At 69.8% G+C, this 22,603-nt stretch carries 27 protein-coding genes and 2 pseudogenes; 23 read left to right on the top strand and 6 right to left on the bottom strand.

The features are described from left to right. Positions 1-239: 239 nt before the first annotated feature. Complete coding sequence (locus tag C1N81_RS05175; protein ID WP_394427228.1) at positions 240-1,004, bottom strand: GntR family transcriptional regulator; 765 nt, start codon at positions 1,002-1,004, stop codon at positions 240-242. Positions 1,005-1,007: 3 nt separating this feature from the next. Continuing rightward, complete coding sequence (locus C1N81_RS05170; protein ID WP_394427226.1) at positions 1,008-1,568, bottom strand: UTRA domain-containing protein; 561 nt, start codon at positions 1,566-1,568, stop codon at positions 1,008-1,010. 417 nt (positions 1,569-1,985) lie between these two features. Between C1N81_RS05170 and C1N81_RS05165 the strand changes: the two genes are divergently transcribed. The 13 genes from C1N81_RS05165 to C1N81_RS05105 all read left to right on the top strand — a co-directional run bounded on the left by C1N81_RS05165 (position 1,986) and on the right by C1N81_RS05105 (position 13,588). Next, positions 1,986-2,861 carry a hypothetical protein gene (locus C1N81_RS05165; RefSeq protein WP_394427224.1) on the top strand — a complete coding sequence of 292 codons (876 nt, stop codon included), beginning with the start codon at positions 1,986-1,988 and terminating at the stop codon, positions 2,859-2,861. A 182-nt stretch (positions 2,862-3,043) separates the two neighbouring features. Next, on the top strand, positions 3,044-3,388 hold the full coding sequence (locus C1N81_RS05160) for a hypothetical protein (RefSeq protein ID WP_394427222.1): 345 nt from the start codon (positions 3,044-3,046) through the stop codon (positions 3,386-3,388). Beyond that, the gene (locus tag C1N81_RS05155) at positions 3,388-3,648 is read left to right on the top strand and encodes a WhiB family transcriptional regulator (protein ID WP_394427220.1); all 261 of its coding nucleotides are present in this window, start codon (positions 3,388-3,390) and stop codon (positions 3,646-3,648) included. Before C1N81_RS05160 ends, C1N81_RS05155 begins: the two co-directional genes overlap by 1 nt. Before the next feature lie 75 nt (positions 3,649-3,723). Beyond that, positions 3,724-3,897 (top strand): hypothetical protein, encoded by a 174-nt coding sequence (locus C1N81_RS05150; protein WP_394427218.1) that lies wholly within the window; start codon positions 3,724-3,726, stop codon positions 3,895-3,897. 136 nt (positions 3,898-4,033) lie between these two features. Beyond that, entirely contained in the window at positions 4,034-4,282 is a 249-nt protein-coding gene (locus C1N81_RS05145) for a DUF5999 family protein (protein WP_394427216.1), read from the top strand. A gap of 103 nt (positions 4,283-4,385) precedes the next feature. After that, positions 4,386-4,748 carry a hypothetical protein gene (locus C1N81_RS05140; protein WP_394427214.1) on the top strand — a complete coding sequence of 121 codons (363 nt, stop codon included), beginning with the start codon at positions 4,386-4,388 and terminating at the stop codon, positions 4,746-4,748. Between the two features lie 97 nt (positions 4,749-4,845). Continuing rightward, complete coding sequence (locus tag C1N81_RS05135; protein WP_394427212.1) at positions 4,846-6,891, top strand: coiled-coil domain-containing protein; 2,046 nt, start codon at positions 4,846-4,848, stop codon at positions 6,889-6,891. A gap of 203 nt (positions 6,892-7,094) precedes the next feature. After that, positions 7,095-7,613 (top strand): hypothetical protein, encoded by a 519-nt coding sequence (locus C1N81_RS05130; protein WP_394427210.1) that lies wholly within the window; start codon positions 7,095-7,097, stop codon positions 7,611-7,613. Then, positions 7,610-7,846, top strand: coding sequence for a hypothetical protein (locus C1N81_RS05125; protein ID WP_394427209.1), 237 nt, complete (start codon positions 7,610-7,612; stop codon positions 7,844-7,846). The genes C1N81_RS05130 and C1N81_RS05125 overlap by 4 nt, the downstream gene beginning before the upstream one ends. Before the next feature lie 153 nt (positions 7,847-7,999). Then, a complete protein-coding gene (locus C1N81_RS05120; protein ID WP_394427207.1) occupies positions 8,000-10,579 on the top strand; it encodes a hypothetical protein in 2,580 nt (859 codons plus the stop codon). Positions 10,580-10,600: 21 nt separating this feature from the next. Then, positions 10,601-11,011 carry a conjugal transfer protein TraB gene (locus C1N81_RS05115; RefSeq protein WP_394427205.1) on the top strand — a complete coding sequence of 137 codons (411 nt, stop codon included), beginning with the start codon at positions 10,601-10,603 and terminating at the stop codon, positions 11,009-11,011. 145 nt (positions 11,012-11,156) lie between these two features. Beyond that, positions 11,157-13,316: a chromosome segregation protein ParM gene (locus C1N81_RS05110; protein ID WP_394427454.1), complete on the top strand. Its 2,160-nt coding sequence runs from the start codon at positions 11,157-11,159 to the stop codon at positions 13,314-13,316. 83 nt (positions 13,317-13,399) lie between these two features. Next, the gene (locus tag C1N81_RS05105) at positions 13,400-13,588 is read left to right on the top strand and encodes a hypothetical protein (RefSeq protein WP_394427203.1); all 189 of its coding nucleotides are present in this window, start codon (positions 13,400-13,402) and stop codon (positions 13,586-13,588) included. A 21-nt stretch (positions 13,589-13,609) separates the two neighbouring features. Here C1N81_RS05105 and C1N81_RS05100 read toward each other — a convergent pair whose 3' ends face one another. Then, the gene (locus tag C1N81_RS05100) at positions 13,610-13,771 is read right to left on the bottom strand and encodes a hypothetical protein (RefSeq protein ID WP_356493312.1); all 162 of its coding nucleotides are present in this window, start codon (positions 13,769-13,771) and stop codon (positions 13,610-13,612) included. A gap of 181 nt (positions 13,772-13,952) precedes the next feature. Here C1N81_RS05100 and C1N81_RS05095 point away from each other — a divergent pair, with 181 nt between their 5' ends. From C1N81_RS05095 to C1N81_RS05065, 7 genes are all read left to right on the top strand, one after another. After that, positions 13,953-14,501 (top strand): DUF6197 family protein, encoded by a 549-nt coding sequence (locus C1N81_RS05095; protein WP_394427201.1) that lies wholly within the window; start codon positions 13,953-13,955, stop codon positions 14,499-14,501. Positions 14,502-14,627: 126 nt separating this feature from the next. Beyond that, on the top strand, positions 14,628-15,395 hold the full coding sequence (locus C1N81_RS05090; protein WP_394427198.1) for a hypothetical protein: 768 nt from the start codon (positions 14,628-14,630) through the stop codon (positions 15,393-15,395). 104 nt (positions 15,396-15,499) lie between these two features. Beyond that, the gene (locus C1N81_RS05085; RefSeq protein WP_394427196.1) at positions 15,500-15,736 is read left to right on the top strand and encodes a hypothetical protein; all 237 of its coding nucleotides are present in this window, start codon (positions 15,500-15,502) and stop codon (positions 15,734-15,736) included. Between the two features lie 195 nt (positions 15,737-15,931). After that, positions 15,932-16,486 (top strand): RRQRL motif-containing zinc-binding protein, encoded by a 555-nt coding sequence (locus tag C1N81_RS05080; protein ID WP_394427193.1) that lies wholly within the window; start codon positions 15,932-15,934, stop codon positions 16,484-16,486. Positions 16,487-16,504: 18 nt separating this feature from the next. Beyond that, a complete protein-coding gene (locus tag C1N81_RS05075; RefSeq protein WP_394427192.1) occupies positions 16,505-17,215 on the top strand; it encodes a Pycsar system effector family protein in 711 nt (236 codons plus the stop codon). After that, positions 17,212-17,562, top strand: coding sequence for a hypothetical protein (locus C1N81_RS05070; protein ID WP_394427190.1), 351 nt, complete (start codon positions 17,212-17,214; stop codon positions 17,560-17,562). Before C1N81_RS05075 ends, C1N81_RS05070 begins: the two co-directional genes overlap by 4 nt. Beyond that, complete coding sequence (locus tag C1N81_RS05065; protein WP_394427188.1) at positions 17,559-18,020, top strand: hypothetical protein; 462 nt, start codon at positions 17,559-17,561, stop codon at positions 18,018-18,020. The genes C1N81_RS05070 and C1N81_RS05065 overlap by 4 nt, the downstream gene beginning before the upstream one ends. 216 nt (positions 18,021-18,236) lie before the next feature. Here the strand turns inward: C1N81_RS05065 and C1N81_RS05060 are convergent, their stop codons facing one another. Next, a complete protein-coding gene (locus C1N81_RS05060; protein WP_394427452.1) occupies positions 18,237-18,596 on the bottom strand; it encodes a DUF4190 domain-containing protein in 360 nt (119 codons plus the stop codon). A 340-nt stretch (positions 18,597-18,936) separates the two neighbouring features. Beyond that, on the bottom strand, positions 18,937-19,644 hold the full coding sequence (locus tag C1N81_RS05055) for a carboxypeptidase-like regulatory domain-containing protein (protein ID WP_394427461.1): 708 nt from the start codon (positions 19,642-19,644) through the stop codon (positions 18,937-18,939). Here C1N81_RS05055 and C1N81_RS05050 point away from each other — a divergent pair. The 3 genes and pseudogenes from C1N81_RS05050 to C1N81_RS05040 form a co-directional block, all read left to right on the top strand. Next, positions 19,638-20,093: pseudogene (locus tag C1N81_RS05050) on the top strand (hypothetical protein); the annotation flags it as partial. The gene C1N81_RS05055 and the pseudogene C1N81_RS05050 overlap by 7 nt on opposite strands. A 55-nt stretch (positions 20,094-20,148) precedes the next feature. Beyond that, positions 20,149-20,382 (top strand): hypothetical protein, encoded by a 234-nt coding sequence (locus tag C1N81_RS05045; protein ID WP_394427186.1) that lies wholly within the window; start codon positions 20,149-20,151, stop codon positions 20,380-20,382. A gap of 49 nt (positions 20,383-20,431) precedes the next feature. After that, a pseudogene (locus C1N81_RS05040) lies at positions 20,432-21,302 on the top strand (polyphosphate kinase 2). Positions 21,303-21,383: 81 nt separating this feature from the next. Here C1N81_RS05040 and C1N81_RS05035 read toward each other — a convergent pair. Next, a complete protein-coding gene (locus C1N81_RS05035; protein ID WP_394427184.1) occupies positions 21,384-22,091 on the bottom strand; it encodes a YsnF/AvaK domain-containing protein in 708 nt (235 codons plus the stop codon). Positions 22,092-22,603 lie beyond the last annotated feature (512 nt).

Raw genomic sequence — 22,603 nt, 5'->3', positions numbered from 1 at the left:
CTCGGAAACCCATGTGTAGCTACTCGTTGAGAACTCGTTGAGGAGTCTCTGCACGGACTTGATGAGCTGGCTGTGATGTTCTCCCGAGGTTGTTAGAGGTGTGATGGCCACCACAAACGTCGCATTGAGAAAGCAGAGCCATGGGGCCAGCCGGAACGGGATCAGCCTACCGCCTTAAGGGGGTAACGCTTAAGGCGGGCGGACTGAATCCTCGTCAACCAGAGGAACTTGCCGTTGAGCTAGGAGAGGTCGATGGCGTACCGCATGCGGTATCGATGTGCCGCCTTCGTCAGCAGCGAGGCTTCGATCGGCAACGCCTTGTCCGAGTAGACGATGCGGAAGGTCATCATCACAGGCATGTCTTTCGGGAGCTGAAGAGCGACTACCTCTTCCTCGGTGGGGATCTCGGACGACACCTCATCAACGAACGACCGTGGCGGGTACCCGAGATCAGCAAGCAGGGTCGGCGTTCCACCCTTGATCTTGCGTCGCTCCATTATGGCTGTACCCTCGGCCAGTTCGAGCGGGTAGTACGACTGCGTCAACTCGGTTGGTTCGTCGTCCAGGCAAAGGATCTGCTTGCGGAGCAGGGCCTGGCCGTCGTCCGGCAACCCAAGGGCCTGACGAACTTCGTAGGGTGGATTGACCTCGTCTACCGAAAGCAGAGTCACCGATCCCCGCTGCGAACGCTTCTGGGCCTCGCTGATCCAGCGGTACGGCTGTCCAGCCCCCGCTGGTGGCATGTACGCCACGGGCGAGATCGATTGTTGCGTACCTCCACGCACGAAGACGCCTTTGCCCGGCTGGCCTTCCAGGAGCTGTTCCTCCTTGAGCATCTGCAAGGCCTTTTGCACCGTGGTGCCTGCGACGCTGTACTCGTTGATCAGGGCCGGGGTCGACGGCAGTCGAGTGCCGGGGGGGAGGTCGCCGCGCGTGATCTGCCGCCTCAGGTTGGCCGCGATCTTCTGGTGAGCCGACCGGGAGTCCGTGAACAGCTTCGCCATCTCTCAGTTCGCCTCCTCTCTCTGTCGGTATCGAAGGTGCCGGGTCATCGTCATCACGCTGACCTCCAGCGGCTCGCCTTCCTCGGACCTTGTGAAGCGCGTCAAGACGAGGACGGCTGTGCCCGGAGGGAGGGCAAGTGCGCTGCACTGGCTCGAAGAAGCGATCGCGGCAGCTACGTCTTCAAGAGGATGGGCCTCGGGCGTGAAGCCCATGGTCGCGAGAAGGGTGACGGCGCCACCGCGGATCTTCCCGGTCTCTGCAAGCTGAGTGCCTCGGGCAATTCGTGCAGGGTAGTACGAGTCGGCGAGCTCAACGGGCTCATCGTCCAACAAGATCAGCCTGCGTCGTACTACCGCCTTCTCCCCCTGGTGCAGGCGGAGAAAAGCGCGCACCGCTTCAGGAGGATCAACTTCCTCTACGGCGAGCAGGCGCTGGGTGCCACGGCGGCCGCGTTCTGCGGCCTCGGAGCTCCAAGCATCTTGGGCCCCGGCTGCGCGCGGCCTCAGGTACGGCTGCGCGTCCCCAATCCATGCGTCATCACCTGTCAAGACCCGTCCTCCCATCTGAACCTGCTCCTACGAAAACCCTAATGCCCTGCGCCTTCTGGCAGCCTGGCGCGATTCGCAGCTTGCCACCATAAGCCTTATGGCCTTATGGTGGCATACAGATCGACCTCACCGGACCAAGAACTAGCACCGGTCAGGACAGCAGACGTCAACGTCTTCCAAGGCGGCGGCAGTGGGGTGAGCCGAGCTCCTCCGGCCGCAGGCGCTGTACCGAATATCGAGCACAGATCCACCCTGAACAGCGCTGCTGCGCTGTCTGTCCGCCAGGACCCCGGCCGCGAGGTCGGCCTGGCGCGGCAGAGAAGGCAGCACTCGCGACCGCTCCCTTGTCAGGAGGCTTCTATGCCACGTAAGCGTCCCGGCCGCGTCCGGACCAAGAACACGAACCGCCGTGAGGCGCTCAAGCTCAGCAGCATGGCCCCGGAGGACTTCAACGTCCGCCCGGGTGAAGTGAAGACGATCGCGTGCCCCGACTGCCGCAGCTGGCGCCGGATCATGGGGGAGACCATCCTCAAGATCCGTGAGCACTGCATCTCCGACAGGCTCGCGCAGGGCGAGACGCACGTCTTGTGCCCCGGTAGCGACCAGCTCGTCATCGTCGACATCGACCTCCGGCGCTGGCAGGTCCTGCAGGACCGGCTGCTGCGGGACGCGATGCCGCAGGACAACCGACGCGCTGCCCGGCAGTTCTACAAGCCGATCCCGGCCCCGGCCGCTCCGGTCGCCCGGATGCAAGTAGAGGTCACGCTCGATGCGACCCGGCAGGCATACCTGGCCCACCACAAGAATTGCGCGGGTTGCGTCGATGTCGACGCCGATGGCGCCAAGCGGATCAAGCGGTGCCCGGACGGTGTCCTCCTCGCCCGCCGCTACCTCCTCGCGCTTCAGCAGGAGCCCGCCCGCCGCAAGGCCCGCGAGCAGCAGCAGCGTGAGGAGCGCCGCAGTGCACGGGAGTTGTCGAGGCGGTGGCCGGCTGGGCGCAGGCGTCAGTGGGTCACGCGTGGCGGCGAGATGGTGGAGACGGCGAACAATCAGTGCCGCCCGCAGCCGCAGAAGACGGTTTCCGTGTTCCGCGGCCCGCAGGTGCCGCAGACCCCGCTCCACCCCCGTCAGGCCGAGCTTGGCCGAGACCAGCTGATCACGACTGGGCTGCTGGAGTGCGCGCGCTGCGATGCACGCGAGGTGTCCTTGGAGAGTGCGGCGGCAGCGGGCTGGCAGCGGGTACGGCGCGACCTGCACTGTGTCCCGTGCTCCGGCCGCTTCCCACAGTGGATGCGCGCCAGCATCTGACACACCGCCTGGCATCTTGCCCGAACAACCACGGCCCTGTCCGTCCCGGCCTATCGCGGGACGGACAGGGCCGTGGCTGCTCGTACGACCAGCCGAAACAACGCCAGCCCCGGGGATGCACCCCCGGGGCTGGCTCACATCACCAAGACCCCACGGAGGTCTCAATGTCTGTGCTTGCCAGCATGGCACACCCCATTCCCCGCCCGGCCCCGATGCCGAGCCCCCGACCGTCGTCGCTGTCCAGCGTCGACGACCGGGCCATCCGCGCGGGGCTGGAGCGTGTCATCGACGCGCAGATCGGCCCGCGCGCCGTCGGCGCCATCTACCGCAACGTCGACGGGCTGTTCGAGGTCGTCGCGGTCGTCCGGGACCACGCGATGGCCAAGGCGCTGCTCAAGCGCCGGTGCGCGCAGTGGGCGCTGCTCGTGAAGGACATCGCGCGGGTCAACGCGGAGCCGTTCGCGATCGGCAGCGCCTGGACGGACAGCGACCACCTGGAGCGCGAGGCCCTGAAGGCGGTGCGGTGATGGAGTGGCTGAACGAGGCGGCGTGCCGCCAGGAGGACCCAGAGCTGTTCTTCCCGATCGGCGACACCGGCCCGGCGCTTCTGCAGATCGAGGAGGCCAAGTCGGCGTGCCGACGGCGGTGCCCGGTCAGTCAGCAGTGCCTGCAGTGGGCGCTGGAGACCGGCCAGGAGCACGGCGTGTGGGGCGGCCTCTCCGAGAAGGAGCGGCGCCAGCTGCGGCGCAGCCGGGCCCGCCGTCAGGCGAAGGAGGCGACGGCATGACGGACGCCGAACGCCAACGCCTCGAGGACGCCCTCAAGAAGACCAACGCCGACCACGACTTCGGCCGGCGCGCGCATGGCTGACCCGCTGTACGAGCGGTACATGCAGGCCTCGCGCGCACACCACGCGCACGAAGGAAGCTGCACCAGCTGCTCGCCGGAGGCACGCTGCGAGACCGGGCAGCGCCTGCACGAATCGTTCGCCCGGCTGCAGGACGCCTACCTGACCCAGCAGAAGAAGCGCCGCTGACCACCACTGCCGCACCCAACTTTCCCTCCCCGCCACGACGTTCACGAGGCCGGGCGCCCGCACGACGGGCGCCCGGCCTCTCGCACGCCTCCGGCCCGCGATGCGCGGGCCGCGCCCCCTAGAACAGGAGCTGCTGATGCGTCGCCTTCCCCTCGTCGCTTTGACCGCCGACGGCACGACCGCGCGGCCGTGTAACCACATCCCGGCCTGCCCGAACGAGGACAGCCCGGACCGGGAGGCCGCGCTCGTCGTGGCGGCCCACCCGGAGCAGGGCTGGAGCCTGTTGTGCAACGGCGTGATCGCCTTCGACGACACCGGCGACCTGCTGTCCAACGGCACGATCGTCGCCCCGCACCGGCCGTTGCTCCTGGCGGCTTCGGCCTGACGGCTCCCTGTCACCGCTCGCACCACCGCCTTCTACGGCGGGTGGCGCGGGCGCTGGCATGGAGCCGGACAGTCCGGACCACTTGATCCGTGAGGAGCTACGGATGGCCTCTCCCATGAAGACCGGCACGGTGGCGACCGTGTTCCACGTCGACGACTACGTGCTGTACCGCGACCCGGCCCTGTTCTGGACCGGGCAGCCGGACCACACGTTCGTCTGCAGGATCACCAGCACCGTGCCGTACGCGACCGGCACCCGCTACAACCTCGCCCCGGTCACCGGCGGCCTGATCCGCGACGTGCAGAGCGGCTACATGCGGCTGCTGCCCGCCGCCGACGCGATGCGCGACATCGACACCGCCCCGCTGAACGCCGACAGTCCGGCCGACGGCATGACCGCGGCCGCGATGGCGTGGCTGGCCCAGCAGCACGCGACCGCCAACCGGCGCCCGGAGCTGCCCAACTGAACTGCCCCTTCACCACCCCTCACTCCGGCCGGACTGCCTCTCCCCCCTTTTTTTGGCGGTCCGGCCGGGGCGTGCACGATCGAAAGGACCCGCTGCTGTGACCAGCCGACGCCAGCCCGCCCGCAAGGCTGCTGCCAAGAAGACAACGACCAGGGCCAAGACCTCTACGGCCGCCGTGGTGGCCAAGGCGGCCGTGGAGGCCGGCGGCCCGAGCGAGGCCGCCGACACCACAGCCGCCCCCGCTCCCGCCCCCGCGCCGGTGGCGGAGGTCGACACCGAGGCGCTCGTGACCGCCGCCCGCGCGCAGGCCGACCAGCTGCTGGCCGCTGCCCGCAGTGAAGCCGACGGTCTGCTCGACCAGGCCCACCGCCAGGCCGCTGACGCCGACAGCGCTGCCCGCAAGGCGCAGGCGGACGCGGACAGCATCTTGTCCGTGGCCAAGGAGCAGGCGACGCGGATGCGCACGCTGACCGAGGAGCAGATCGCGGCGGCGGAGGAGACCGTGCAGCGTGCCCGCACGATCGCCGACGGCGACCTGGCGGCAGCCGAGCAGACCCTCGCCCGCCGCCGCCAGGCCGCACAGAAGCTTCAGGCCGAAGCGGAAGCCGAAGCCGCCCGGATCATTGACGCCGCCCGGACCCGCGCGCAGCAGCTGCTGGCCGAGGCCGGGCAGGACAAGGACCGCCTCCAGGCCGAGGCCGACGCCACCGCCGCGCACGCCGCGCACCTGGTGGAGGAGGCCAAGCAGCGCGCTGCGGCCCTGATCTCGGCTGCCGAGGACGACGCCCGCGCCCGTCGCGAGGCCGCGACCGAGATGCGGCAGCAGGCGGAGAAGGACTCCGAGCAGCTGCGCACCCAGGCCCGCGAGGAAGTCGCTACGGCCGAAGAGGACGCGGCGAGGATCCTGGACAACGCTCGCGGCCAGGCCGCCGAAGTGCTCCGCGAGGCGGAGCAGGACGCCGACGACACGCGCGGCCAGGCGCAGCAGGTCCTCGAAGCCGCGCAGGCCCAAGCGGAAGAAGACGTCCTGAAGGTTCGCTCGCTGGCGGAGGCCAAGGCGGCCGGCGCCATCTCCAGCGCGGAGGCCGCCGCGTCCGAGCGGATCACGGTGGCGGAGAAGGAGGCGGGCCGCCTGGTCGCCGACGCCAAGCGGGAAGCCGAGCAGGTCCGAGGCCGCGCCCGCACCGAACAGCAGACGGCATGGAAGGAGCTGGAGGCCACCCGCGCGGAGGCCGCCGCTGCCCAGGCGCTCATCGCGAAGCAGGAGAAGACCAAGAACATGGTCAACACCTGGGGCCCGCGGATCGCGCTGGGCGCCACGATCGTCCTCACCGCCTCCGGTGAGTTCGCGCTGGCCAAGCTGAGCGGCTGGCCCTGGCAGGTCGCCTGGGCGCTGCCGCTGGCGATCGACGTCTACGTCGTGCAGGCCTTCCGCCGGCACCGCGATGTCGCGGGCGCGCTGATCCTCATGGTCGCCGCGAACGCGATCTACCACCTGGCAGCAGCCGGACTGGTCGGCGTCGACCACAAGGGACACCCGCTGTGGTGGCTCATCGTCGGCGTCGCTGCGATCGCTCCGTGGGTGATGTGGCGCATCCACCAGATCACCAAGGAACCCGCTGAGACGAAGCCGGGTGAGACGAGCACCACCCCCGGCACGACGGCGAATGAGATCAGGGAGGCCGTGGCCGCCGATGAGACCGAGCACACCCGGGCCGCCGATCTCACCGGCCCGGTTGAGACGGTTCCGCATCCGCGACCCGTCCCACAGGGCGCTGTTGAGACGGGTCAGGGTGAGACACCCCTGGCCCTTGAGACGGCACGCACTGAGACGAACGCGTCGGTGAGCACGATTGAGACGGCGTCTCACTCGGGTGAGACACGCAGGTCAGGCCGTGAGACAGCCTCCACGGCCAAGAGCTCCGGCCCGGTGTCGCTGCGCTCGGGTGAGACCAGCCGCCCGGCCCTTGCCCGGGACGCTGAGATCGAGGGACAGGTCACCTCGCTCCTCAGTCTCATGTACCGCCGCCAGGGCGCGGAGACCGTCTCAGTCGACGAGGCCAAGGACATCCTCGGTGTCTCACGCGCCACCGCCGGCCGCCGACTTGAGATCGCACGGGACCGCTTCACCAAGGTCTCGTGAGACAACCCGGCACACACCGACCGCCGTCAGGCCTCTGGCCCTGAACGGCTCGCACCATCCAGCGGACCCGCCACACAGGCCGGCGCGGCCGCACCGTCCGGTACACATCAGTGAGGGCCAGCCCGCTCGAATCGGGCTGGCCCTCGCCGCGACTGCCGGAAGCAGTCACCGCTCCACCAGTACAGCAGGAAGGGAACCCCGCAGTGAACAGCAGCGACGCCCGTTTCGATGACGGGTTCAACGAGAACACGATCGCCTCGGACGGCCCGCTGAAGGCGATCGCGGAGAACCCGGCCGCCTACGCCTCCTACCTGCAGCACCTGCAGTCGGTGCTGCTGCAGATGAAGCGCAACGTGGAGACGCTGGAGACGCACGTGCGCGTCCACGCCCGCAGCCAGCGGGTGGCCGGTGACAAGTGGGGCCAGGCGTTGTTGCGGGCCCTGCCGCTCGAGCACTCGGTGCGCTCCATGATTTCCGACCTGGAAAGCACCACCAAGGCGATGGAAAAGTCCGCGCACAAGCATCATGCGCACGCCGAAAAGGTGCAGGAGGTCGCGAAGCAGCGAAAGGAAAAGGCGCTGGAGAAGGCGCGGAAGAAGAATCCGCTGCCGCAGGCCGTTCCGCCGCTGCCGCAGCAGCCCCCGACGGCTGGACAGGATCCGAATTCTGGCTATGCTGTTCCTACGACCCTGTACGGCCTCGCCGATCGGAATTCGGCTTGAGCGCCGGTCGTCCGCTGACGAAAGCGGAACGCAAGGACTTCAACCGTGCCGCGCACGAGCGCAAAATCCAGAAGGATTTGATCGCGCAGCACGGTGAGGAACTCGGGAATTTCTATTTCTGGCTCCGGGTGGTCAATATCCGGGGCACGCAGGAGTTCCGCCGGGGCGACAACCGGCTGATCCGGGAAGTCTCCCTCGCCCTGCACAACGTCTACAGCCGCCACAACGGCTGAACCATCACGCACCCCGTGAAGCGGGCCGCTCCGAAGGTTCGGGCGGCCCGCTTCGGGCTGCCAACGCGTGCCGCGCGTGCCGCGTGCCGCGCGTGTCGCGCACGCGTGTACGCGAGGCGCGCACCGCCTGTCAAGATCCGAAGGAGGCTGCCGGTGTCCGATGACGACGACGGCACGAACGTTCTCCATTTGCCCACCAGGGGCGGCAATTCCGGGCCGGTTCCCCGCGCCCCGGACGCCGGGAGCCTTTTCTACACACCCGCCCCCGACACCCCGGAACCCGACGCCGACGACGAGCCGGAACAGGATTCCGGAACTCGCGGCGGAGTTCACATTCCGGCCTTGCGGGATCCGGCTTCCTTTCTGAGTGAGCCGGGAATTGCTCCGACCCCCGATGTTTCCGGGGAGGAAGAGGAATCGGAATACGAGGGTGAATACGAATACCCGCGTACTCTGGCCGACCGGCTGGGTGACTGGCTGGAGCTGCGCCTGGATATCCGCCGGGCCCGCCTCGACGCCGAATCCCCTTACCGGGAGGCGGAAATAGCGCGGAAGGTCGCGCTGCTGGAATCCCAGACCGCCGCTGAGACCGGAATGATGGAGGCGCAGAACAAGCTGCGCCAGGCCCACCTGAAGGCGCGCACCGACAAGGCCGGCGCCCGCGCCGGTGCCTCGTCCGGGTTCGGTGCGGACAAGGGCCGCGGCGGATCCGGCGGCGGTCGCGGCGGCGGCCTGGGCGGCGGTCGCGGGGGCGGCCGCGGCCCAGGCGGCGGATCGTCCGGTGGTGGCAAGGGGCCGGGTTCCGGCTCCGGGCGCGGCGGGTCCGGAGCCGGTCTGGGCGGTGGGCGCAACACGCCGTCCCGCTCCAACAGCGGTTCCGGCAAGCCGACTTCCACCGACAAGCCCCGCACGCAGACGCCCAGCAAGGCCTCTGGAGGCGGCTCTGGCGGCCGTTCAGGGGGTGGCGCGACAAAGGGCCCGCAGAGCGGCTCGCGCGGCTCCCAGGGCGGCTCAGGCGGCTCGCCGAAGAACCGTAACGACGGCCCGACGAAGAACCGCAGCAACGGCGGTGGCAGCGGCGGCAATCAGCGCCCCGCACCGCACCGGACGCTGGATCCGCACAAGCCCGGCAACCGCCCCTGGCGGAACAACGGCGCGACCAACAACGGTGGCGGTGGCGGCGGCGTGGCGAAGAAGCTGCCCGGCAGCGGCGGCGCAGTCAGCCCGTGGAAGAACAAACCGACCAACAACCCCACCCCCCACAAACCCACTCCCAAGCCCAGCCCGACACCCGGGCCCAAACAGCCCGGCCAGGGCCCCTCCGGCGGGACGTCCGGAGCAGGACCGGTGAACAACCGGCCCAAGCTGCCGCCGCACCGCACGATCGACCCGCACAAACCCGGCAACCGGCCATGGAAGAACAACCCCAGCACTAGCGCCGGCGCGGCGAAGAACTTGCCGGGCAGCGGCGGCGCAATCGGCCCGTGGAAGAACAAACCGACCAACAACCCCACCCCCAACAAACCCAACCCCAACAAACCGCCCCTCAACACCCCTGCTGCGCACAAGCCCACGACGCCCGGATCCAAGCAGCCCGGGCAGGGCGGCACCGGCTGGTCGTGGAAGACACCTCCCGCAACTCCGACCCCGGTGAACCCGAAACCCTCGGCAGCAGGGCCGAAACCGGGGACAGTCCAGCCCCCGCCGATGCCGAAGCACCCCCCGACGGCCGGTGGCGGACCCGGTGCCCGTCCGAAGGTCAACTTCACCAAGAAGACGGGCTCGCGGGCCGCCGATGAGGCCCGCGCGCGTGAGGAGGACCGGCTGGAGGAGCGGTTCACCACCTGGTGGACCAACAACAGCACGGCCCTGCTCAACCTATGGCGGGACTGGACCGACGAGGCGATCGACGCCCACCTCAACCAGCTGCTGAAGAACACCGATTTCGACCGGGGCAGCTTCCGGCACCGGATCAAGACATCGTTCAGGGACTACCTCGCCGCCCGGCGTGACGCTCGCAAACGGGCGGGGCGCGCGCAGCAGGAGCGGGAGCAGCACGAGGCCGATGCCGCCTCGAGGATCCCGGTCCCGCCGGAGGATCTCGGCATCTCTACCGAGTTCGGCATTCCGAGGGCGAACAGCGCCTCTCCCCCGCCGCCCGAGCCGGAGCCGAGTGCTTCGGCCGCGTTGCCCCGCAGCAGTGACCGCGAGGCGCCTGACGGCAGCGAGGGCGATGAGCCCGCACCTGAAACACCCGTCCGGCCGGGCACGACCCGGCCGGGCCTGAGCAAGGAGGAATCCGTGGCCGATACGCAGGTGGCACCCGCCGGCAGCGGGCAGGGCGGTCTCGCCGCCAAGCACCAGACCGACATCACCTTCGGCGAGTACCTGATCGAGATGGCGTCGATCGCGGTGACGGCCGCCATGGACGGCGAGCGCTCCGAGGCACTCACCCAGGTCATGACACAGGTCGCCGAAACGCTGGAGGAGATGGCGGCCGACCTCGCCGACGACCACAACGTCGACCGCGAGATCACCGACATGCTCTCCGGCCTGGCCGACCAGGCGGGCGACATGAAGCAGATCGCGCAGCGGTGCGCCGCGGAGTGCGCGGACGCGGCCGAGGCCGCCAAGCTCGCCGGCCAGCGCGTCGCCCGCGTCTACGGCGAGGACATGGCTGCCAAGCAGGACGGCGGCCTCACGCACGCCTCCGCCGCCGCCCATCACGCCTAACGAACAGCGAAGGAACCGCACATGAGCGAGATCGTTCACACCCCCGGACCGGGCGCCACCCAGTCCGACGACAACAGTTACAGCGCGCTGCAGGCCAAGCTGAACGTGCTGATGAAACTGCTGGACGACGGCGCCACCGAGCTGGAGCTGGTCCGCATCTCGATGGTGAACAACGCCAAGCGCTGCGACAGCACGGTCACCGCGATCGAGAACGCGGAGTTCGACGAGGAGTTCATCGAGCTGACCCGCCTGGTCAGTACCGCCCTGGTCGGCGCCGCCCAGCAGGTGAGGCAGCTCGCACAGGGCGCCCACGAGATGGCGGAGGAGACCCGGCTGGTGCGCCAGCAGCATGCCAAGAAGTACGGGCCGCTGGACGCCGTACGCAGCGGGCGCCGCCACCGCACACCCAAGCCGGGCGTCTTCGCGGACTGACCCCCGCGCCAGCACCCCCACTCCGTCCCGCCTTCAGGGCCGGGGGCGGCCCTCGTGCCCACGAGGCCGCCCCCGGCCCTCTCACTCCCCCACTACCGCCCTGCCCGCCCTTTCGACAGACCGTGAATGGAGTCCCGCTGTGTCCATGCCGCGCGCTGCCGCGCTGGAACGTCTCGCGTACACCCTGGCCGCGCCGGTGCTGGCCGCAGCCCCCAACCTTGACCCGAACGGCCCCGTCACCGCCTCGATCGCCGGGGCCGGAGTGATCGGCATCGGTGGCATCGCCGCGGCCAGCAAGTCCCTCGAGGAGGGGCGCGGCCGCAAGATCCTGCGCTGGCTGCCCCTGCCCCTGGCGGCCGCCGTCGACGTCGCCGCCACCTACACCCCCGGCTTCGGCCCCTGGTACTGCGACGCCGTCGCGGCTACCGCCTTCGCGGCGGCGGGCTGGCTGGTCATGCCGATGTCCCGGCACGCCCGCCGCCACCACCGCCCGGCCCTGGCCGCGCCGCTCACCGCCCCGCAGCTGCAGGAAGCCCCCGCCGCCACTGCGCCGACGCCGATCCACGACGGCGCTGACCCGCTGACCTGGGGCATGCAGCAGATGTGGGAGCGGGCCGGGATGCCCGCCCGCACCATCGTCGTCAAGGCCGAACGCCACAAGGGCCGCATCCACGACCTGACCATCCTGCTGCGCGCCGCCGAACCCGGCCGCCCCATCACCGGGCTGACCACTACCGCCGTGGCCGCCGCGGTCAGCGTCGACGACGCGCCCGGCGTCATCCACATCAACCCGGTCGTGCAGATGAAGGGCCGCCAGGCCGGGCCCGGCTGGGCGGAAGTCCAGATCACCCCGGAGGCCGCCAAACGGCGCCGGCAGAACCCGACCGCGACTGAGAAGTGGACCGACCGGATCGCCGGGCCGCGCGGCGGCGCCCCCGGCACCGAACTCACCCAGGAGGCCCGGGACGACCAGCGCGGCGTCACCTTCTACCGCGGCTGCGCCGCCGACTCGGGCGACCTGCCCACCATCGACCTGATGAAGGTCCTGCGCGCCCTGGGCCTGCCCGAGGACGACAGCCGCGCCTTCCTCATGGTCGAAGGCGCCGAATTCCTCATCAGCGTCTTCGACCAGCCGCCGTTGTCCCCGACGTTCAAGGCCACCCGTGAACTGCTCACTCCGGATCCGAAAACCGGCCGGTATGTGTGCGGGTTCAGCATCACCGGGCAGCCGGTGACCAATTTCGTTTTCCAGCACGACAAGAACGCCGCCAAGCACGGCCTGGTCCTCGGGGTCACCCGCGGCGGCAAGACCCAGTTCATCGCCGTCACCGTGATCGCCGAATCCCTCGCCGGGCAGATCGTGTGGCTGTCCAGCTACATGCGGGACGAGAAGACGACCGCGCTGGGTGAGCACATCGACCGCCAGGGCATCGGCGCCCTCTACATGGCCCGCCAGCTGCGCGCGGCCATCGCGCTGTGTGAGATCCGGGCGAACATGCCCTGGCCGCACGACGGCAAGCCGCACGACTACAAGCCGGGCGATCCGCGCTGCCCCTACCGCCAGCTCAACGTCTACACGGACGAGTTCATGTCCGCCACGGCCGATGCGGACTACGGCGAGTTCATCCAGACCGACGCCGACGCCCTCACCGTCATGTCGCTCAAGGCGGGCATCGGCTTCAACCCGGCCGGACAATCACCGTTCGCACATGAGGGCTTCTCCACCAAGATGAAGGACAACCTCAAGCAGAACTCCCGCCCGATCATCTTCAACATGGGTTCTCCCTCCGCGACCCGCAAGGCAGCCGAGGGCACCATGGAGAACGTCTACGACATCCCCTCCATCCCCACCCGCTACGCGCCCGTGGAGGGCTCAGCGATCGAGCGCGCCATGGCCGGCGAGGCCGAGCCCGAGAACGGTGTCTCCACCGGTGGTGTTGCCATCGTCGTCCTCGACAACGGCCGCCCGATGCTGATGAAGGCGCTCTACGTCGACTTCGACGAGGACCTCGCCGACCTCTTCCCCGACCAGGTCGCCGGGCTCACCGACTACGAGATCAGCGAGCTCGAAAAGCGCGGCCTGTGGTTCGACTGGAGCGAGCCCAACCCGCGGCCCGGCGAGCCCTGGTACGAGGACGACGACGAGGACGGCGGGAACAGCAGCGGCGGTCGCGGCGGTCGCGGCGGCGGTGGTGGTGGCGGTCGCGGGCGGAAGGGCGGGGGCAAGAGCGGCGGCAAGCGTGTCCCCCAAATCGCCACCGCCGGCCAGGCCCTCGACGCCATGCGCACCCTCACCGACGCCTGACTCCAGCCCCACCAACACACCGAAGCCCGGCCGCTCCTCTGCGAGCGGCCGGGCTTCCTGACACCTGAAGGAGACCCCAGCCCGTGGCCGTGTCCCTGTCCCTCACCCTGCTCCTGGCCGTCATCGTCGTCGTCCTGCTGCGCACCGGCAGCGTCCGGATCGGCGGCGCCATCGCGTGTGCCCTGTTCGGGTTCGCCCTGGCCAGCACCGGCGCCGCCCCCGCGATCAACTCGTTCCTCGCCTCGCTGGCCGGCCTCGTCTCCGGGCTCTAGCCCTGTGATGCCGGCAGTCGCTCAGGCGGGTGTCCAGGGCGGGTACGGCGTTGTGTTGGCCCCGTCGCAGTTCCAGCAGTCGAACACCTCGGGGTCCTCGAACCGGTTGCCCCAAAAGCCTGCCCGGCGGCAGAACACCACGCACTCCTCGTCGCACCAGTAGCACACGAACACGAAGTTCATCTCTCGCCTCCCTCCAGCGCCCCTCCAGGCTGCCCGCTCCCGAGGCCCACCACAACATCCCGTTGAGCCATGCCAGTTGACCGGTGAACGGTCACCGCCACGGCATGCCTCCCCCTCGCACTGCCACGACACGGGCCCGCCACCGGGACTCGTGCCCTGCCCGTGCCCGCATGGAGATCCGATGCCCGCACCCACCCCCGTCCCGGCCACCAGAGCCGCCCCCACTCCCCCGCCCCCGCCCGGCGCCGCGGCGCCGCTGTCTCTTGAGGAACGCCTCGCCCTCCTCAACACCGCGATGACCGCCCGCCTGGACGAAGCGGCCGTCGCCTACGAGGTCAACACCGCCCACATCGACACTGGCGCCCCAGTCACCTTGGCCGACGTGGTCACTGTGCCCCTCACCCCGCACCTCGCCCCCGAACCGGACCGCACCCCGATCGCCGGTCTCCTGCACCGCGCCCACCAGCTGCTGCAGACCGACGGCTGGTGCACCGGCACCCTCACCGACCCATCCGGTGCGCGCTGCATCCTCGGAGCGCTGCGCGCCGCGTCAGGCGGCAACCGCCGCCTGGAACAGCACGCGGTCGACGCCGTCATGGACGCCATCCACAGCGAGTTCGGCGACGACATCGACTCCATCCCCGCCTTCAACGACGCATGGGCCACGGCCCGTACGCCGCTGCGCCTGGTCGACGTCGCCGCCCGCCGCGCCGACGTCCGCGGCCTGTGACCACCGCACCGCATCGCACTGTTCCGGATCCCCTGCCTCGTACCCGCCCCGATTACCGGCGCGGTTGCGGGCCAGGCCATCCGGCCCGCCCCACACCGCCTACCGCACCGTTTCGAAGGAGCCTTCATGCCTCAGCACCCCGACTTCCCCCAGCAGCAGACCACTGACGAACCGCGCACGACGATGAAGCAGGCGGTCAAGCCGTCACCGTGGGCCGACCTTGCGGCGCGTTCGCGGCGGGTGTGGGAGCAGGCCTGGGCGGAGGGAGGATTCCTGCACAGGTTGTGGCAGGACATCCGCACGGCCCAGCGCCGCGGCGCGGACATGGCTCACTGGCTCAAGGCCCTGCTCATCCTCGCCGGGCTCTCCCTCGTCGTCCTGGTCGCCGAGGCGGCCGGCAGCGCGATCGCTGACGCCGTCGGCGACCTCCTGGCCGCGGCGCCCACCGTCGACATCGGTGCGGACACGTCCTCCGGCGTCTGGGCGGTCATCGACGACCCGATCCGCTCCTACATCGCCACGCACTCAGTCGGCATGGCCGTCTCCGCTTCGACGGTCTACACGCTGTGGCAGGTCACCGGCCTGTACGGGCTGATCGGCGGGTTCATCGGCTCCACCATCGCCCGCCTGGTCTGGACGGCATGGGGCATCGCGTCCGCAGCCGCGATCTGGGTCACCGTCCCGCCCGCCAACCGCCCCCTCACCGTCGCCCTCGCCGCGCTCGCCTGGGGATTCGCCTCGCTGGCCGCGCTGCGCGACCTGCGCCTGCTGCCCCACGTGCACATCGTCAACAAATCGACCTTCACGCCGCAGTTGCAGCTGCCCAGCCAGAAGATCCCCGGCCCGTTCGAGGCGCTGCGCAGCCCGGGACAGCGCCCCGGCTCGCAGCGCTGACCTCCGGTTCGTCTGCCTGGTCCTCACCGCCCCGTGCGGTGAGGACACGGACAGGCCACCCGGCCTCACCCCGCTATGTCCCCGAGCGCAGGAGATCCCTTCCCGTGGCTAACCAGCCCCCGAAAGTCATAGGCGTCCTGACCACCCCGGCCCCGCCGACCTGGTGGCGCGCCCACCGGCACCAGGTCCTCGGCACGCTCGGACTCATCGTCGGCTTCTGGGCCGGAATGCACCTGACCGGCGACACCGACCAGCCCACGCGCCAGCCGCTTCCCGGACACAGCAGCCCGCCCCCGGCCACGCCGTCCGGCCCGCACACCGACCGCGGCCTGCCCGCCTAACTCCCCCGCACGCCATCTGCGAGCCGGGCCCCGCCGACCACCACGGTCGGCGGGGCCCGGCCCTGTCCTGCCCTGGAGGAGATCGCTCGTGCTCATTCCCCGCCCGCGCCGCCGGATCGGCCGTCCCCGCCCGCTCCGTCCCGGCACCCGCTACCCCAAGCCGCCGCGTCAACCGCCCGACGCCTGGGGCAAGTCGTGACTGCCACGACCGCAGTTCGCCTCACCGGTGACGAGCACGTGAGGGACGTCGACGTGCACGACCCGGGCGACGGCTCGCTGCCCATCTTCCGCTGGCGGCAGGCCGGTTACGACAACCTCGCCACCCGCCGCCAGCTGCGCGCGATGGGCCTGCGGCCTGGTGGCCACGACCCGGGCGACGGCTCGCTGCCCATCTTCCGCTGGCGGCAGGCCGGTTACGACAACCTCGCCACCCGCCGCCAGCTGCGCGCGATGGGCCTGCGGCCTGGTGGCCACGAGCCGGTCGCGCGGATCGAGTGCCGGGGCGGGACCAGGTGGGCGTGGCTGTATCGCGTCGATCTGGCTGTGCCCAAGCTGCCGATGACCCTGGCCAAGGAGGCGGCGCTCGATCGCGCGATGGCGGCCCGTCAGCAGTGCCCCGGGCTGTGCGGCCGCCGCTACACGATCTGTCTTCCCCTCAAAACGATTGGGACGTGTCTGGAGTGCTACGACGGCACCCCGGCCGACCCCACCACCCACATAACCCCGGCCCGGCAGGCCCTGGCCGCGTGACCTTGGGAAGGGACCGACATGCTGAACTCCATCACCGTGCCCGCTGTGCAGGCCGGCCGTCCGGCGGATCTGCAGATCCGCTACCTCAACCGCGTCGGCGCGCACGTCGACGTCACCGGCAGCGGCGAACACCTCCAGGACAACCGCTGGCGCTGCCACGGCTGCCAGGACGCATCCTCTGCCCCGCAGACCGACTGGCTCTGGCGCACCCGGGAGCAAGCCAGCGCCCACGCCGCCGCCTGCACGGCCATCGCGCTGACAGCGACCGCCCCGCCCACGAACGCCGCGAGTCTCACCGACAAGAACCTGGACGCCGCCTGCACCGCGGTCGCCCAGGAGGTCGCGCGGACCGACAACAAGAGCTCCTTACTGCTCGCCTTCCAGGGCGCCGCCCTGGCGGGCCTCGCCTCCGTCGCCGACACGAACTTGCCGCTGCCCACGAAGGCGTTCGGTACGGCCGCGGTGCTCTGCCTGGGCGCGGCTGCGGTGCTCCTGCTCCTGGTCGTGCGGCCCCGCCTGCGCGGCGACGACCGCAGCTCGTTCCCGCACTGGGCACGCCTCGACGAGCAGCAGATCCGCTCCGGTATGGACGGCGACCAGCGCGCCGCCCGCATCCGGGTCCTGTCCCAGCTCGCCGTGCGCAAGTACACGCATCTGCGGCGCGCGGTCGACCTCAGCCTTGCCGCGCTGGCCCTGCTCGCGCTGGCCGCGGCTGGCCTCGCCCTGTGACACCCGCCCCGCGCAGCCGCATCGACCGGGTACGCACCTGCGCCGGAATCGCCACGCTCGCCCTCCAGCAGATCGAGGACGACCTCGCATCCGCCGACGTCGACCCGGCCGAACTCGCCGCCATGCTCCGGGAGCTCATCGAGGACACCGACCCGCCCGGCGGCCTCCTCGCCCAGCTCGCGCAGCTGCTCACCGCCGCCGCGCACCGTGCCGAGCAGGTCGAGCCGGACCGCGATGGCGAGGCTTCCTGCCCGCTGCACGAAGCCGCCGCCCTGTTCACCGACGACGCCGCGCCCCGCCTGATCCAAGCCATCCACGCCCTCACCCGAAACGGAGCACCCACATGAACACCACCATGACGCCGACCCAATCGCCGGTGGAGCGCCTGCTGTCTCTGGTCGGTGACCGCCTCGCCGACCAGCGGGCAGAGCAGTGCGAGAACGCGGCTGCGGACGCTGCCGCGCACATCTACGACCGCTACCCCGACACGCTGCGGCTCGTGGTCGACGGGGACGACTGGCGTGGGCACCCGGCCGTCCCCGAGCATCGCCTCGCGCCGGCTGCGACGGCTCACCTCGGTCAGGGCCTGTGGCTGGTCCACACCGGCACCAGCGAAGCCGAGAACGAGAAACTTCGCCTGCTGATCCCGTGCGCCTGCGGAAGCGGCTACGCCGATCTGCTCCTGGACGGCGACCGGGATTTGCTGGGCATCCTCGCCGACTGCCCGCGCCAGCCCGTACGGATGCCGCACGGCAACCCCGACGACTGCGCCAGCCTGCCCGACTCCCGGCCCGCCACGGTCTGATCCGGCGAGCACCATCGGCCCCGCCCTCCCCCGCACACCCCTGCGGTGGAGGGCGGGGCCGTGTGGTGCCCGCCGGACCACACCGGGCCCGACGGCCGTATGCGCCCGCGGCCGCGTCCGGCGCACGCAGGAACGAACGGTGCAGCCGTCAGAGGCCCGGTGCAAAAAGAGGGCGGCGCGAGCCGCGCCGCCCTCTCGCCCGCGGGTCCGCCCGTATCAGTTGCCGTTCATGTCCTTCTCGAAGTCCCGCTTGCAGGCTTCGCGTTCGCTCTGCGAGTCGGCGTGCTTGACGCAGTCGTCGAAGTTCTTGTACTCGTCGGAGTTCAGGAACGAGGCGCCGATGGCGATGATGATCGCGCTCGCGACGAGACCCAGCGCGCCGAGCACGGCTCCGACGATCGCCATCACCTTGTGGGGAGCCCTGCCGCCGCGCGCTCTGCGGGCGGCGATGATGCCAAGGACCAATGCCAGGATGCCGAGCACGATGCCGCCGAAGACGGTCCAGAACGACAGCAGGGCGAGGATTCCGAGTACCAGCGCCGCGATCGCCAAACCGTTGGACTGCCGGGCCGGCAGCCGGTCCGTGGCTGGTGAGTTGTAGGCCGGGTACGTGGGATCGGGGTGAGACACGCGGCTGCTTCCTTGTCTGCTCGGGTGGGGTAACTCGTCGTGCCCATTTGCCCCGCGAAAGCCGTCAGATGCGCTTCCGCTTAAAATTAAGCCAGCAACTGGCAACACCCGGCCGGGCATTGAGCGAGACCGGTGGGCGCGGTGGACCTTTTGGTGGAGGCCACAGCCTCGGCACCGGCGGGAGGCACGGAGAAGGTTTCATCCCTTCGGTGGGTGGAGGTTCCTGTGACTGCTTGGAGGATTCGGTGAAGTGGCCTCCCTGTCGCCACTGCCTCTTTCCAGTTGTTCAGCTTCTTTCGGGGACCAGGACGACGTGCGCGCTGGGGGCCGTGGTGCTGTCGGTTGTGGCGACCAGGAGGTGGCGGCCGGCCCGGGTCGGGTGGAGGACGTAGCGGCCCTGGCTGTCGGTGTAGGCCACGTCCGCCTGATTGCCGGCGGGATCTATCAGCGTCACAGGGGTGTGGGGCAGCGGAGTGCCGTTGCTGCCGCGCAGGTGCCCGTGGACAAGGTGGTCGCCGGCGGGCAGGGGCAGTCCGTCGCTCAGCGCCGCGCGCAGTCGCCGGAAGGCATCGCGGGCTTCCGGGGTCGCCCAGCCAGCGGGCAGGCCACCTGGCCGGGGCGGGGTTCCCTGCCCCGCTGCCTCGGCCAGGGTGTTCATGGCCGGGACAGCATGGGCGTGATCGGTCGCGGACAGTGGCCGGGCGGCGAGTTGGAACCCGAGGTCCTGCAGGGCGAGGAATGCGGGCCACAGGGCGAGTGCCGCCTGCGGGGGACGGATGTCGCCGAGGGCTTGGCGGAAGGCGTTGCCGGTGTAGTACACGGCGGTGAGTAGGGTGCGTCGCCGGATGCGCTCAGCATGGGGGCCGGCGGCCTCAGTGATCAGGGCTCGGGTGGCCGCGGCCAGGTGCCCGCGCAGCAGATCGGGATCAGGGCGCCGCCACAGTGCGAAGACGGCCAGGACGGCTACTGCGCAGCCGAGGGCCGTGGTCAGCAACCGTTCGTCCAGCGTATGCGTCGATCGACGGCCTGCGCGCGGTCGCGGGAGGCGGATTCACCGCGACACCGCCGAGCCCGTCCACCTCCGGGGCCCCGCAGTGGGTGGCCCAGGGCACCTTCACCGCCGGCACCGGCACCTCTCTGGCTCTGACCGTGGACGACGGCAGCGGAAACCTGAAGGTCTGCTCCGTCGCCCTCACCGCCTCCGGCACGACCACCACGCTCGGCGCTGTCCTGGACGCGGCAGCCGGCGCTGCCACGCCTTCGGGTTGCGTCACCGCGGTGACCCCGTCCAGCGGAACCGGCACCATCACCTCGCTCAACGGCAAGGCCAACAGCGGCACGAACACGTGGAAGGCGAGCGTGGACGGCTCTTCCTTCACGTCGGCCGCCCGGAACAAGGTCATCTCCGTAGGCGATACCATCGCGCTTCGCTGGGGCTCCTGACGGAGTCCCTGACTGTAGGGCCTGCCGAACGCGCGGCAGGTCCTACAGTCACGGCATGCGCATCGTGTCCTTGTTGCCCGCAGCCACCGATGTCGTTGCCGAACTCGGCCTGACCGTCCGTTTCCTACACGTAAGGCAGGAAGTGCTAAATGGCCTGCAGTTGCTCGGCCCGCCGGGCCCCAAGCACGGCAGCGATCTGGCGCCCCTCCTCCAACCGTTCAGCAGAACGCCGGGTAGCACGCTGAGACACAGCTGTCAGACCACCACCGAGCCCGACACCCAACCGTGAGAACAACGGCGCCACACCTCCGCCGCCACAAAGCGACCTATGCTGCTGGATGACCGGGGACGTCATCCAGACCTGGCGCGACAATCGGCCTTACGACCACAAGCTGCGCCGTGGCGAGTGCGAGCGCACGAAACGAGTGCTGCAGATCGAACTGCTGAAGTTGCAGCGGTGGGCCCAGGAGTCCGGGGCCCGGCTGGTCGTGCTGTTCGAGGGCCGCGACGCGGCGAGCAAGGGTGGCACGATCCAGCGCTTCACCGAACGCCTCAACCGCGCGGATTGTCGCGCTCGACAAGCCGACCCAGCGCGGGGCCGGACAGTGGTACTTCCGGCGGTACATACCCTACCTCCCTGCACGCAGGAAGATCGTCTTCTTCGACCGCTCCTGGTAAAACCGGGCCGGAGTGGAGAAGGTCAAGGGCTTTTGCAGCCAGGCCGAGCACGAACTTTTCCTCCGTCAATGTCCTGAATTTGCGCAGATGCCGGTGGAGGAAGGCATCATCCTGGTCAAGTTCTGGCTCTCGGTATCCCAGGCAGAACAGCGCACCCGTGTCGCGATCCACTGGGTGGATCCGGTGCGGCAATGCAAGCTTTCACCCACTGACGTCGCCTCACTGGATCTGTGGGGCACCTACACTGCGGCCAAGGTCGCCATGTTCGGAGCCACCGACACCGACGCAGCCCACTGGACTGTCGTCAAGAACAACGACAAACGCCGTGCCCGCCTGGAGGCGATGCGCAGCCTGCTCTGGCGCATCCCCTACGACAACAGAGATCCCGAAGCCATCGGAGAACCCGACCCCTTGATCGTCGGATCCGCTGAAACGCTGATGGAGCGGGGCGAAGACGCCGCAGACCTCTCCCTCACCCTCCTCGCAGACAACCATGACGGGCCCGGGAACCACCCGGGCAGGCAATCCTGAGTCCGGTTCCACGCCGTACTGAGAGGCAGACACGGCGAGGATATGAGCGGCGGCGACTCGTCCGGCGGCCTCAAGCGGCGGTCAGGATGCGGTGGTCCCCGGTTCGTCGTCGACGTCGATGCGTTCCTTGCGCACCGTGGCGCTGACTTCCTGCTGCTCGCTGACCCGCTCGGTCTCCAGCCGGACGCGCTCGACAGCTACCTGTTCCTTGGCCACGACAGGCCGCTCTGCGTGCAGCGTGACCTCGGCCTCATCCTCGGCGATGCGGGCGTGTACCGGGTCACCAGAGCGCACAGGCTCGCGCACCACGCGCACCTCCTCATGGCTGACGGGGATGGTGGTGGTCACATGCTCGGTCACCACCACCTTCCTCAACCGTGCGACACCGACCACGTCCTCCTCCGTACCTACGTGCAGGCGTTCTTCGGACCGCACCAGCTCGGCGTCCTCCCCGGCCCGGTCGGCCTGTGCGTCGGAGTGGGAATCCACGCTCTCACGGCCCGGGGTACCGGCTCCGGGCAGGCCGTCGTGGTCGTACAGCCTGCGGCCCTCCGAATGGGTCAGGTGTCCGTCGGCATCGGCGTTCGGTGCGGCCTTGATGTGCTCCCTGGTGAAGGGGACACGGAGCTGGTCACCCGTGATCTCGGCACCCGCCAGGGGAACGAACGTCTCCCTGGTCCCGAACAGACCGGTGATCACAGTGACCCATTCAGGCCGGCCGGACCCGTCCGCGGCGTAGGCCTGGCCGACACGGCCGACCTTCCCGCCCTCCTGGTCGTACATCGTCATGTCTGCAAGTCGGTCACTGGACAGAAAATCGGGCATTTCATTCCTTCCCGGATGTGCGCGCCGCAGGTGAGGAAGGGGACTTCCCCACAGAAACCGCGGACCTGCAAGCGGGCGGAGACATCGGCCACGGCCTGCGCAACACCGCGTGCCTCTCCGCCACCGTGCCCGAGTGCCCGGCACAGCCATAAAAAGCCAAATAGCCGCATACGTAAACCGGTTCGCCCTCTCACCCCTCCCCCGCACCCCTGCCGCTTGAAGGGCTGTCGCCCAACACTGCGCGGAACTCGGACTGGAGATGCGGTCCGCAGCCGATGAAACACGTTCCGAGACTGGCTGCATCGCACGGCCGGCCGGGAGCCTCGCGCACCCTGCTGCGTCGGCCGTGCGCCTGTACGACGGGGTGGGCTACCAGTTCCCGAAGCCGAATATCCGTCGCCCGGAGAACGCAGCATCACGCCGGTCCCGTGCAGCAGCTTCGGCCACCTCGCGGCAAGGGCGCGGGTCGGCGTGCG

Source organism: Streptomyces sp. SGAir0957 (assembly GCF_043523415.1).
The sequence above is the reverse complement of the archived record's forward strand: the minus strand, read 5'-3'. Positions and strand labels throughout refer to the sequence as shown.

Coding starts and splice junctions, on each gene's coding strand:
- C1N81_RS05175 (WP_394427228.1), bottom strand. CDS start 1,004: ATGGCGAAGCTGTTCACGGACTCCCGGTCGGCTCACCAGAAGATCGCG.
- C1N81_RS05170 (WP_394427226.1), bottom strand. CDS start 1,568: ATGGGAGGACGGGTCTTGACAGGTGATGACGCATGGATTGGGGACGCG.
- C1N81_RS05165 (WP_394427224.1), top strand. CDS start 1,986: ATGGCCCCGGAGGACTTCAACGTCCGCCCGGGTGAAGTGAAGACGATC.
- C1N81_RS05160 (WP_394427222.1), top strand. CDS start 3,044: ATGGCACACCCCATTCCCCGCCCGGCCCCGATGCCGAGCCCCCGACCG.
- C1N81_RS05155 (WP_394427220.1), top strand. CDS start 3,388: ATGGAGTGGCTGAACGAGGCGGCGTGCCGCCAGGAGGACCCAGAGCTG.
- C1N81_RS05150 (WP_394427218.1), top strand. CDS start 3,724: ATGGCTGACCCGCTGTACGAGCGGTACATGCAGGCCTCGCGCGCACAC.
- C1N81_RS05145 (WP_394427216.1), top strand. CDS start 4,034: ATGCGTCGCCTTCCCCTCGTCGCTTTGACCGCCGACGGCACGACCGCG.
- C1N81_RS05140 (WP_394427214.1), top strand. CDS start 4,386: ATGGCCTCTCCCATGAAGACCGGCACGGTGGCGACCGTGTTCCACGTC.
- C1N81_RS05115 (WP_394427205.1), top strand. CDS start 10,601: ATGAGCGAGATCGTTCACACCCCCGGACCGGGCGCCACCCAGTCCGAC.
- C1N81_RS05110 (WP_394427454.1), top strand. CDS start 11,157: ATGCCGCGCGCTGCCGCGCTGGAACGTCTCGCGTACACCCTGGCCGCG.
- C1N81_RS05100 (WP_356493312.1), bottom strand. CDS start 13,771: ATGAACTTCGTGTTCGTGTGCTACTGGTGCGACGAGGAGTGCGTGGTG.
- C1N81_RS05095 (WP_394427201.1), top strand. CDS start 13,953: ATGCCCGCACCCACCCCCGTCCCGGCCACCAGAGCCGCCCCCACTCCC.
- C1N81_RS05090 (WP_394427198.1), top strand. CDS start 14,628: ATGCCTCAGCACCCCGACTTCCCCCAGCAGCAGACCACTGACGAACCG.
- C1N81_RS05075 (WP_394427192.1), top strand. CDS start 16,505: ATGCTGAACTCCATCACCGTGCCCGCTGTGCAGGCCGGCCGTCCGGCG.
- C1N81_RS05065 (WP_394427188.1), top strand. CDS start 17,559: ATGAACACCACCATGACGCCGACCCAATCGCCGGTGGAGCGCCTGCTG.
- C1N81_RS05045 (WP_394427186.1), top strand. CDS start 20,149: ATGCGCATCGTGTCCTTGTTGCCCGCAGCCACCGATGTCGTTGCCGAA.
- C1N81_RS05035 (WP_394427184.1), bottom strand. CDS start 22,091: ATGACGATGTACGACCAGGAGGGCGGGAAGGTCGGCCGTGTCGGCCAG.